This window comes from Anaeromassilibacillus sp. SJQ-5 (assembly GCF_054108045.1).
Window position 1 is genome coordinate 1,954,020 of the sequence record NZ_JBPJWQ010000001.1, and the last position, 11,130, is coordinate 1,965,149.

General features: G+C 53.1%; 8 protein-coding genes. All 8 read right to left on the reverse strand.

Annotated elements, in window-relative coordinates; translation table 11 throughout:
- Positions 1 to 6 precede the first annotated feature (6 nt).
- Positions 7 to 2,916 (reverse strand): extracellular solute-binding protein, encoded by a 2,910-nt coding sequence (locus ACSAMM_RS08370; protein ID WP_457791021.1) that lies wholly within the window; start codon positions 2,914 to 2,916, stop codon positions 7 to 9.
- A 27-nt stretch (positions 2,917 to 2,943) separates the two neighbouring features.
- On the reverse strand, positions 2,944 to 3,897 hold the full coding sequence (locus tag ACSAMM_RS08375; RefSeq protein ID WP_457791022.1) for a carbohydrate ABC transporter permease: 954 nt from the start codon (positions 3,895 to 3,897) through the stop codon (positions 2,944 to 2,946).
- Between the two features lie 6 nt (positions 3,898 to 3,903).
- Positions 3,904 to 6,087, reverse strand: coding sequence for a DUF5696 domain-containing protein (locus ACSAMM_RS08380; protein ID WP_457791023.1), 2,184 nt, complete (start codon positions 6,085 to 6,087; stop codon positions 3,904 to 3,906).
- Positions 6,088 to 6,167: 80 nt separating this feature from the next.
- Positions 6,168 to 6,773, reverse strand: coding sequence for a hypothetical protein (locus tag ACSAMM_RS08385; RefSeq protein ID WP_457791024.1), 606 nt, complete (start codon positions 6,771 to 6,773; stop codon positions 6,168 to 6,170).
- A complete protein-coding gene (locus ACSAMM_RS08390) occupies positions 6,766 to 8,187 on the reverse strand; it encodes a hypothetical protein (protein ID WP_457791025.1) in 1,422 nt (473 codons plus the stop codon). Before ACSAMM_RS08390 ends, ACSAMM_RS08385 begins: the two co-directional genes overlap by 8 nt.
- A gap of 73 nt (positions 8,188 to 8,260) precedes the next feature.
- Positions 8,261 to 9,106, reverse strand: a complete 846-nt coding sequence (locus tag ACSAMM_RS08395) for a carbohydrate ABC transporter permease (protein ID WP_457791026.1) — start codon at positions 9,104 to 9,106, stop codon at positions 8,261 to 8,263.
- 33 nt (positions 9,107 to 9,139) lie between these two features.
- The gene (locus tag ACSAMM_RS08400) at positions 9,140 to 10,039 is read right to left on the reverse strand and encodes a carbohydrate ABC transporter permease (RefSeq protein WP_457791027.1); all 900 of its coding nucleotides are present in this window, start codon (positions 10,037 to 10,039) and stop codon (positions 9,140 to 9,142) included.
- A 50-nt stretch (positions 10,040 to 10,089) separates the two neighbouring features.
- Positions 10,090 to 11,034 carry a carbohydrate ABC transporter permease gene (locus tag ACSAMM_RS08405; RefSeq protein WP_457791028.1) on the reverse strand — a complete coding sequence of 315 codons (945 nt, stop codon included), beginning with the start codon at positions 11,032 to 11,034 and terminating at the stop codon, positions 10,090 to 10,092.
- Between the last annotated feature and the right edge of the window lie 96 nt (positions 11,035 to 11,130).

The window sequence follows — 11,130 nt, forward strand, 5'->3', positions numbered from 1 at the left end:
CCGGACTTATTTGCTGGCCTCCCGCTTAGCGAATTCCTTATACTTCTTGTCGATTTCGCGGTTGACCTCCTCAGCGGCCTCTTCCAGCGTGGATCGAACCTCCTTACCGGAGATGACGATATCCGTCCAGGCAAAGTTGAGATACCGCGTAGTGGCATAGGAACCAGGGACAATCGGGATTTCCTTGTTGTACTCCCACTGCTTGGTGATGGTGTTGATCTCTTCACTGCTCCAGGGAAGGCGTTTGAAGGCCGCCAGATTGGCACTGTTCCAGCGGGCGCCGAGTCCGATGATCGATTCTACCAGATTGCCGTATTCCACCTGGATATCCTCGCTCATAAACCATTGGAGGAATTCCCACGATTCGCTTTGATGAGCGGAATCCTTCAATATCATGTTGGCGGTGCTTGGGTTGGTGGAGACCGGATTGGCGCCGCCGTTGACCGAACGGTCGATGGTACCGTCCTCCTGCACCGTGCCAGGCAGCATATAGATGCCCCACCGCCCCTTAAGCTCCGGCGCCGCCGTGCTAAGAGAGAGATACAAGTCATAGCTCCCCACACCGATGGGCATTTCCCCCGTGCGGAACCGGTTAAAGAAATTGGCCGCCGTGGGCACTTGATAGTTGATAAACAGCTCGGTATATTGCTCGAAGGCTTTCATAAAACGGGCGTCGTCCATTCCAGAGGAACGCAGATCCTCGCTGTAATAACTGGCACCATTTTGGAAAATAAAAGGAGCCGGGTTCTGCGGATAATAGAATTCATAGCCGCTGGCATTCAACTGGGCAATCATCTGGTAAACATCGTCCCATGTCTGCGGAATACCCAAGCCCAAATTGGACAGGATGTCCTTCCGATAGAAAAGCACGCTGAAGTCCTGGGTACAGGGAATGCCGTAGACGCCCTCCTGATAGGTAAACGGCACAAACGCATTGGGAATAAACTTCTTGGTAAAAGCGTCGAACTCCTCATACCGGCTCAAATCGGTGAGCACGTCCCGCATGGCAAATTCGGCCAGCGACGAGGTCGCGACGCCGATGCACACATCGGGCGCCGTACCGGAGTTGATAGCGAGCATCAAGGCATTAGCGGCACCTGCATTGAGCTGTCCTGACGGGAAAACGTTCATTTCCACCTGCGTACCGTAAGCGGGGGTAAACTGGTTGTCCACCATATCTCGCAGGGCTTCGGCCCATTCCCGGCCGAGAGACACCCACACGCGGATACGGGAATCACTTTCTCCTTCGCCCACCGAAATACTGCTGTAATCCTTGGAGAAAGATTTGACGAAGATTTTCACCGTACTGACCAGGCTGCCCCAAAAGCTGGCCGTGGCCTTAGGCGGTGCGGTGGCCGGGTCACAGATGGTCCAGCTATCGATACCCAGCGCGTTGGAACGAATGGAATCCATCCAGGTGCCGAAATTCGTCTGCAGCGTGCTCAGCTCATCATACCGGATAGTAACATCGTCCGGATTCTGAATAACCCCTTCCAGCAGTTCTTCTGTGGAAACCAGACTGTAATACAAAGATGGTTTGGTCCCGGCCGCCTCCATGATCTCCAGCATAGCCTTCACTTCCGCCAGAATCTCCTGAAAACCCGTGATAACCTCCGGAGCCTTTTTTTCCAATTCATAGCGGTAGTTTACGTCGATGTCATAACCGGTAACCTTGATGATGCTGCGCAGCACATCGGACAGGCGCAGGGAGGCGCGTTCCAAGTGATTGGAAACCGACGACATATAGCCAATTTTTGTGGTAAGGCGGATGGTATGGTCGCCCTCGTCCAGATAGATGAGATAGGGTTTGTCTTTCTCCTCGCCCAGCGTAATGGTCTGCCAGCTGCGGGAGTAGGGAATCTCATAAGCCAAAAGCTCGGAAAAAGGCACCTCATTGTCGATGGTCACCTGCCGGTAGGAAGAACGGCCATCGTTATACCACTGAGAGGCGCGGAAGCTTATCTGATACAGCCCCGCTTTGCTTACATGAAAGGACCACTCCGCCCACTGGTTCCCCGTGGCCCACCGGGAGTCTCCCAGCGTATTCAGCCGGTAATCTCCATCGCAATAGGGCACAGTGGCCGCGTCGGTGTCACACACCGAGCGGATAGAGGGATCGTTGCGCACGGCGCCCTTCTCCGCTTCCCAGGACAGGAGGGTTCCTGCCGGAGCGTCCTTGACCTCCTCCGGCAGGCTGGCACGGTATTCCTCATAGGTGGGAAGAACCTGGGGGGCTTCTATGCGGATTTGCGTGATTTTCATTTCCCCCATACCGTAATCCAGCTGCAGGGTATTCTCTCCGGCGTTAAACCGGAACTGAAAAGGCTGTTCATACAGGCCGCCCGCGTCGACAAGGCCGATTTCCGACCACTTGAAGAGCTCTTCGGTGGAGGGACGGATGTCATCGCCGCCCACCGCCTGCTTGATTTCGCCCACATCCTGATACTGTCTGTCAAACTGCACCGTCTGGCTTTCGTAAAAGGGAACCTCCCCGTTTATCCGAACGCCGCGGGTGATGGCGCTGACATTATTCTCGACCGGGATATATTCCACATAGACGCTGGCATAGCCCGCGGCAGGCATGGTGAAGGTCCAGCTGTAGGCTCGCTCCTTTTCCATGACCAGAGAGATCTTTCCATCCGGCTCGGCAGTCAGCTTTACTTCCCCGTCGTCTGCCGACTTGGCATCCTTCGCCTGCAGGATAACAGAACCGCTCACTGGCGGCAATTCCCCCTGCTCGGCAAGATATTCGTTGTAATATACCAGCGAGTCCAGATCCACATCGTAATCAATCGGAACAAACGTGCTGCTTCCATCCACATAATCCTGCAGCTTTTCTGACGCCCCGGCCGTGCCACTAAACAGGGTCACGTATAAACCGACGCTCAGAACCAAACTGATCGCTTTTTTCCACACGGGACATTTCTCCTTTCCCTCCGGAAATCACGCACGTTCCGAAGCATGCTTGGAACGCGGGGCCATAATGGCATACGCGACACCGACAAAAGCCAGAGCAAACAACAGATACATCACACTCATGGCAGCGCCGTAGCTGAAATTGAGATCTTTGAACGCCGTCGTGTAAATATAATCGAGCATCTTGTTGTCTGCCGATGTGAACGAATCAATAATGGTATATACCAGGTTGAGCAAAGTCACTGGCGCCAGCATGGGCAGCGTGATCTTCCAAAACATTTCCCAGGCAGTCGCGCCGTCGCAGTCGGCGGATTCATACAGGCTGTCCGAAATACCCTGCAGGCCGGACAAATAGATGACCATCTGCACTGATGACCGCCAGAATACCATACTCAGCGCGCCCAGCAGGTTCATCACCACTTCGGCCATGTCGGCGGAGAGTACGCTGGAGAGGGTATTCACGTCCAGCGCCATGATGCCCGCCGCCGTATCGCTATCAATGACCATGGTGGAAAGGGTGCCCGTGCCCAATATGACCGGCAAGAAAAAAATTGCGCGGAACAGACCTTTGCCAGGCAGATTTTTATTGAGCAACAGGGCCACAAACAACGAAAATATCAGAATCAGGATGGTGTTGATCACCGTGTCCCCCACGATTTTGGAGAAAAGCGGCAAATACTCTGTATCGGTAATGAACGCTTTCTGGTACATGCCGAACCCATCCAGGGAAAAACGGCCCAGTTGATCGATACTGACGCTTTCGTTTTCCGAAAAGCTCAGCAGGATGGTCTTGATGAGTGGATAAGAGAAGAAAACCAGGAAGCCGATAATCCACGGAAGGATGAACAAATACCCACCGTATTTTCTTTCCCAAGTAATGGAACGAAGCATCTGCGGTTTGTCGGATCTCTCTTGGGCGGGCAGCCGAGCGGAGGAGGGGCGTTTTTTCTTTTCCGATGCTGCTTTCGGTATTTTCTGCATTCCCTATCACCGCCCTTTTATCGTGTAGTTTTCGCCTTCCACCGTCACCAGCGCATCCGTATACGGCGTGTGCCCATAGTTGACATACACCTGTGTACCGTCGGCATAGGTCGTACAGTACACCTCGTCGGCCACCTTCTGATGACCGATCATTGCCTGGGAGCTAATCCCGGCAAAATCGGTGGAAAACGTTTGATATTCCTGTGCGATTCGCTCCCTGTACTGCGAGAACTCGGAGCTGAACAGCTGATTGTAATCGGAAGCGATCAGCTTTTGCGGGCTGTCGTGGCTGAGCACGAACAGAGGCGTGCAGCCGTATTCGATCATTTTCAGATAATCCATCCGGCTGTCACTGAACAGATTGATCGGCATTCCCGTATATAGAACGCTGCCGTGCACCACCATCTGATAGAAGGGGACCGTTTCGTCCCGGAAGAAATAGCCGGAATCCCTGGAAGGAATGTCCCGTACCCAATCGGTATAGGGCAGCACATAGGCATTGCCTCCCTGCGCGGCGGCGCGCCCCCCCTGATCGGTCCAGCTTTTCAAAACCTGCTGCCAGACCTGTGCGGTGTCGTAACGGGTCATGTCCTGATATTTTGGGTTGTAATCGAAATACAATTCCTTGCCCATCCGTTCAAAAATCAGGCCATGAATGCTGCTCTTCTGATAGGACTTCTTCGCCTTTTCAAAGCACTGCTTCACATACAGAGGGCTGAACAGATACTTGGTGCCCAGCGTATCGGTTTCTGCAATCAGACGGTTTCCCTGATAGACCACGGTATTCAGATTCACCGTTCCCTTTTCCTTATCGGCAGACAGATAGTCATCGGCATAATACACCGGGATGCCTGCCTTCTCAGCAAATTCGCTGAACGCGGCGCTTCCGGACGCGCCGCCAATCTGGCCAGGGATGGGGAACCGGTTGGGGGAAGCGGTATAACCGCCCTTTGTCCAGCCGGTCATCTGAACCAGCAGGTTGTCTGCCCCTTGTCCGATAAGCTCACCGAGCATATCCTGCGCCTGAGAAAAGGTGGTAACCGGAATATACTCGTTGGAGAGCATTTTGGATTCCTGCGCGGCCATAAAGATATCCAGAGCCAGCACCGCGTCGGTTTTCAGCTTATCCTGCAGGGTCCCGCTTTCCAGCAGATACGCGCGGTAGGAAACGGCCATATCGCTGTAGCTGTCTTTCCCCTGCCCCAGGAAGGTATACACCGCGGAAAAGCCGTGGCTGATGGGGCCGGTGGAGTATTTGCGCACGGTACTGGTATTGGACAGGGTGGCATAATAAGGCCGCCGCAGCTGGAAGGTGGGATAGGCGCTGGTCACCCGAAGACGATACCCGCTCGGCCAGCAGACCAGATTGGTATCCTCCGCCCCTTCCCGGATATCGCAGGTCATGGCGTAGCCACCGTTGCTGATGCCGAACACGGGAAGCATGACATCCTCTTTGTTGGAATAGATATCCTCCTCTACCCGGACGGTATCGCTGCCGAAAATAGACTGTTCATAGTGAGAGGTATAGTCGGGATGCTCTTCTTTAAAGCGCACCAGCGTGCCGCTGCCGTCGGGGAGCAGGACGAATCCGTCATCCGTGTCCCGTCCGCTGCCAAAGAAGGGAGCGACGCTGATAGTGGCCAAGAGATTATCGCCGGTTTCCCGGATAGTATCCTTAGGAATGGATACCCGCAGGGTGTTATCCTCCAACCGATACTGGACGACAATTTCAATGCCGATATCCTTAAACACATAGGAGACATCAGCGCCGTCCTCCCGCTCCGCAATGGTCAAGCTGCTGCATTCATCGGAATAAATGGTCTGATAGCTGGCATCTGCCACATCCTTGGAAAAATATGTACACATCAGGGCGGATTCCACGTTGCTTTGCAGGAAGGTAAAAGTGTTGACCTCCTCCTCTGTCAGCTCGTCCTTTTTCCAGCTGCGCCACACATGATTCGTGACCTTTTCCACAACGCGCAGACGGCCCGTACCGCTGGTCATCTGTAACTCGAGGGTGCCGTTGGACGCCACCGTCTTGTATTCCTGAGAGGCTGTCTCGTTTCCGTCCGGTGTGTCCGAACCAGGGCCAAACCAGCTGATGGCCCCCACTTGTACGCTGGCTGTCAGGACGGCCGCGGAAGCCAGAAGCGCATACAATGTCCGTTTGGCCTTCTTATGCAATTTCATCGCCTATATCACCTCTGTACTTTCGCTCAAGTCGGAACGGCGGCGCGGATTTCTGTGACGCATTCCGGCCGCCGCGGCGGTCAATTGAACAGGAGATAGATTTCCATCCATATTTCCTGTACAAACTGGAACAGGTTGCGTGACAGGAAATACAACAGCACCAGCAGCGCCCACAACGCCAGCATACCGCACAGCGTCAGCACGATCAGGCCCACCGTTTGGGGCAGAGTATAGTTGTTGAGGATATTCACCTGCCGGTAGAACTGAAAACATACCCATGCCCACACCAAGGCAGATAAACCGTAATAGATGGCGGCATCGCTCGCGGACAGAATACGGGACAGCGTAATGAGCACCGGCGTCATCAGCAGATACGGCAGCATGCTGAATGCCGTACCGATAAACACCGCGCCCAGCTTTGCCTCGCCGTCGTTGAGGGTGGACATGCCATAGCTGACCAGTACAAATGTGAGCAGAGGCACCATGACCTTACAAATTTCAAAAAACAGATTGGCCTCATCCGGACGAACCAGAGCCAGCGGCTGGTGGGTAAAAAGTACCTGCAGCACGGTCATCACACAGATGCACACATACAGGATGCACGCCTGTCCATAAGGCATTTTGCGCCGCAGCCGCTCATAGCCATCCGCCGGATAATACAGGGTAATCAGGATATTCCTAAGCATCTCGGTTCACCATCCCATCCAGTATCTTCCGTCTGGCCCAGCGTCTCGTACGGGATACAAGCATCACGATTCCCACAGCCAGCAGTACGATTCCTATGAGGATTGGCACGAAATACTGGCGGTAATAAATCTGCCTTTGCTTGTCAAAGGCATCGGAATACCCTTTCATGTCATGTATGGCGGCATAAGCCTTCATGCTTTCCTGATACTGCCCGTCTTTATAGAGCAGCTTGCCTCTGACATGATAGGCCGGCAGATAGGTGGAGTCCGTCTGCAGCACCGCCTGAATTTTTTCCGCACATTCGTCGTACCGGCCCTCTTTATATAGAAATAAATAGTCGTGCACATTCTGCATGAACTCGGTTTTCTGGAAGATCTGCACGTTGCCCAAATCCCGGTCGAGAACGTACAGGTTGCCGTGGCTGTCCGCACTGACAGCCACGGGATAGCCGAAGGTCCCCTCCACATCGCCCTCTTCGCCAAAAGCGCACAGCATATTGCCCATGGAATCATACTGATATATCTTGCGCTTGGCACTGTCTACCACGGTAACGATTCCGTCGTCGGATACATGGATATCCTCCAGCCGCCCCTTCCCTAGCTTATCTTCTTCCACAAAGCTGTCTGTAGAAGCGTAGGTGTTGGAACCACTCTGATCCAGCTTTTTAATCTCCTGATTTTCGACGAGCGCGTTAGTCGTATAGGTGTAACCAGAGTCGTCCACATACATACCCGTGATGTAGGGCGGCTGCTTTTTCATATACTGCTCTTTTTGTTCTTCTGAGCCGAAATAACGGATGATATAGTCGCCGAGGGTAGGAGTCACCTTATTGGTTCCGTAATACCCCACAAAGCGGTTATGCGCATCCAGCTTGATGATGCCGTGATAGTCGTTTCCGTTGAGAATACAGAGATAGCCGAAGTTATCGATGGTCACCTTGGTGGGAGAAAATCCGTAGCTCTCATAATCGAACAGACTGGAATCCGGCGCGGTGAAATTCTCGATCCAGTGTCCATCCTCCGCAATGTGCACCACCCGGTTGTTGCCCGTATCGGCTACATAAAGACTGTTCCGATCGTCCACATACAGGCCCTGCGGCTCTTTGAGCGGCGTATCCGTGTCCGCCAGGGTGTATTCCCGTACAAATTCCAGAGCCTTATTGAATTTCACCACCCGGTTGTTGCCCGTATCGGAAACATATACGTTGTCCTGTCCGTCCACATAGAGACCATTGGGATTTTTGAAAAAGGGATTTTCGCTGCTGTCAACATAGGACAAAATATCCTGGAAACGATAACTGACGGTAATCGGCAGTTTGATCCCATCTCCGGTAATCACATAGTCAACCTGTTTGGCCGACACGGGCAGCGCGCATAAAAACAGCGTCAGCAGTATCGCAATCCATTTACGCACAGGTAGCACCCCGCCTTTCCATGCCCGCCATGCAGATGCATGGGGTAGCATACAGATTTTCTTTCAAAGGCTGTCAGCCCTTGATTCCTGAATAAATCATGGTTTCCATGACCCGCTTCTGCATGATTACGAACACCACAATGGTGGGCACCGTCATCAGGAAAGAGGCGGCGTTGGACGCGCCGGCCCGCATGACGTTGGTACCGATGGTCTGCAGCGCCAGCGGCAGTGTCTTCATTTCTTCCGTGGTAGTGTATACCATCGGGCTGAAAAAGTCATTCCAGAAGGCGGTGAAGGAAAACACCACTACCGTCATCAGCGCGGGCTTGATCATGGGGAGGATGATGCGGATAAATATGGTGCTCTCCCCCGCCCCGTCAATACGGGCCGACTCTATATAGGTATCCGGGATCTGATCCATAAACTGCTTGGCCAGGAACAAATACATAGCCGTGGACAGCTTGGGCAGAATCAGTGCCCAATACGTGTTGGTCAGATGCATGCCAGACACCACCATATAGGTGGGGATTTGGGTGACCTGAGGGCTGAACATCAGTGCCGCCACCACCAGCGAAAACAGCAGACGGGAACCGGGATAGCGGAACTTGGACATCCCGTAGGCGCCCATTCCGCACACAATCACCGTACCCAGCACGCTCGCCACAGTGGTAAACAGACTGTTGAATATGTACCGGGTAAACGGTACGGTATATCCGCTTATGGCGGTGAACAGACTGCTGAAATTGGAGAGCGTGGGCCGCAGCGTATAAAAACGGGGCGGCCAGATAAACAGCTCATCCAAAGGCTTAAATGCCGTGACAGCCAAGTAAATGAGCGGCAGCACGGTAATAATCAAAATCAAGGTGATGATCACATAAACAAAGATCATCGACACCTTGGAGCTTCGGCTGCGAACCATAGCCATTGCTTGCTTTCCCCCTTAGAGGTCATTTCAGTCGTCGGATGCCAGTATCTTACGGAAAATGCTGCCCACGGAATAGGTCAGCACGAACAGGACGACCGCCACTGCCGACGCATACCCCATTTCGAATTGCAGAAAAGCGTGATCGTACAGATGCGCCACCAGCGTATGCGCTGCATAATTGGGACTGGGAATACCGGCGACCGCGACGACGATGTCGAATGCGCCGAAGGAGGAGGCGACTGCATTGATGACACCGAAAAGCAGCTGGGGCTTCATGCTGGGCAGCGTGATGTAAATCAGCTGCTGGAACTTATTGCGCACCCCATCTATCATGCCAGCCTCATAGAGCTCGGCCGATACGTTCTGGATACCGGCCAGAAAGGTCAGAAACCCGGTGCCCATGCTCATCCACAGGGTGATGATCACCACGACGATGAAAATGTACTGCGGGTCGGTGGTCCACAGAATCGGCGAGTTGATGATCCCCAAGGAATACAGTAAATCATTGAGAAGGCCATAGCGGTCAGGCGAGAAAAAATACAGCCAAACCGCGGACAGAGCAATGCTGCTGGTGATGGACGGCGCATAAAAGGCCAGCGCAAATCCGGTTTTGAACTTCAGCTGGCTGATGACATAGGCAAAAATGAAGGAAAGCACCAGACCGGCCGGTCCCACCAGCAACGCAAACAGCAGCGTGTTTTTCAGCGCGATCAAAAACACATCATCGTTGGTAAACAGGTTGAAATAGTTGTCAAAGCCCACCCATTGTCCCGACTCCATCATGTTGTAATTGGTCAGGCTGAGCCACGCGGATTCCAGTACCGGCAGCACGGTGAATATCAGAAAAAGCACCAAAAACGGCAACGTAAACAGGAATCCGGTCCACGCCAGCTTACGGGTAGTATGCAGGCCGCTTGACCTGCTCATATGTTTTCGCATTTGTCACAACCCCGCCTTTCGGATGACTTGAGGCGTCATTATTCTACCAGTCCAGTACGTTCCACACCTTTGATAAACAAACGCTGTACCAGCGCATAAAAAACCACCATGGGTATCATCACCAGTACGCTTGCTGCCGCTACAATGGCGATGTTATAGGTGGAAAATGCATCCTGAGCCGATTGGAAATAATAGGTATAGATATCGGCCAGACGCATGGTCAGCGGCCACATCGTGTCCAGTGTGAGGAAAACCTGCGGCTCAAAATAATTGTTCCATTGCCACACAATAGACAGAATAGAGGAGACCAAGATCGCCGGGCCGGACAGTGGCATCGCCACCAACAGATAAGACCGCAGCATGCCGCAGCCGTCCAGGCGGGCGGCTTCCTCCAGCTCTTTGGGAATGCCGCGGAAGGTCTGCCGGAATATAAAGACAAACAAACCGCCTTTCAGGCCGTTGGCAAAGAAGCTGGGGACAATCAGAGGAAGCCAGGAGAGATACGGCTGCTGCGGATTCAGCCAGCCGAATGTATTGTATAACTCATAAAGAGGAATAATCACAGCTTGTGGCGGTACAATCAGGGTGAGGAGCACCAGCATGAATAAAATACCGCGCCCTTTAAAATTGTACCGGGCAAATCCATAGCCGACCAGCGACGCGGAAAGTACCGCCCCGATGGTGGGCAGAATGGTCAAAATCAAAGAATTAAGCAAAAATTTCCCATATTGCAGCGCTTCGGCTGCGCGGGAATAGTTATCAAACAGCTGCGGCGAGTGGGGAATCCAGTTCACCGTCACGTTCATCAGATCGTCGGCCGACTTGATGGAACGCACAAACACCTGCAAAAATGGATAGAGAAAAACAAACGCCAGATTGATTAGGATAAAATAGATGGCGACTTTAACCAGCAGGTTTTTTGTCCGTTTACGGTAGCGCAGCATGTTTTTTGAGGTGTTTGGGAGAAATTCTTTCGCTTGCAACACGAACCAACCTCTTTTCTCATAAATCGGCAAACCCGCTGAACAAATTCGGCCAGCGCCGCCCTATCGGCCGGCCCGGCGTAAGACCCGGGCCGG

Bases quoted from the DNA above. Each gene is read 5' to 3' on its own strand.
- ACSAMM_RS08380 (WP_457791023.1), bottom strand. From the start codon at position 6,087: ATGAAATTGCATAAGAAGGCCAAACGGACATTGTATGCGCTTCTGGCT.
- ACSAMM_RS08375 (WP_457791022.1), bottom strand. From the start codon at position 3,897: ATGCAGAAAATACCGAAAGCAGCATCGGAAAAGAAAAAACGCCCCTCC.
- ACSAMM_RS08385 (WP_457791024.1), bottom strand. From the start codon at position 6,773: ATGCTTAGGAATATCCTGATTACCCTGTATTATCCGGCGGATGGCTAT.
- ACSAMM_RS08400 (WP_457791027.1), bottom strand. From the start codon at position 10,039: ATGAGCAGGTCAAGCGGCCTGCATACTACCCGTAAGCTGGCGTGGACC.
- ACSAMM_RS08395 (WP_457791026.1), bottom strand. From the start codon at position 9,106: ATGGTTCGCAGCCGAAGCTCCAAGGTGTCGATGATCTTTGTTTATGTG.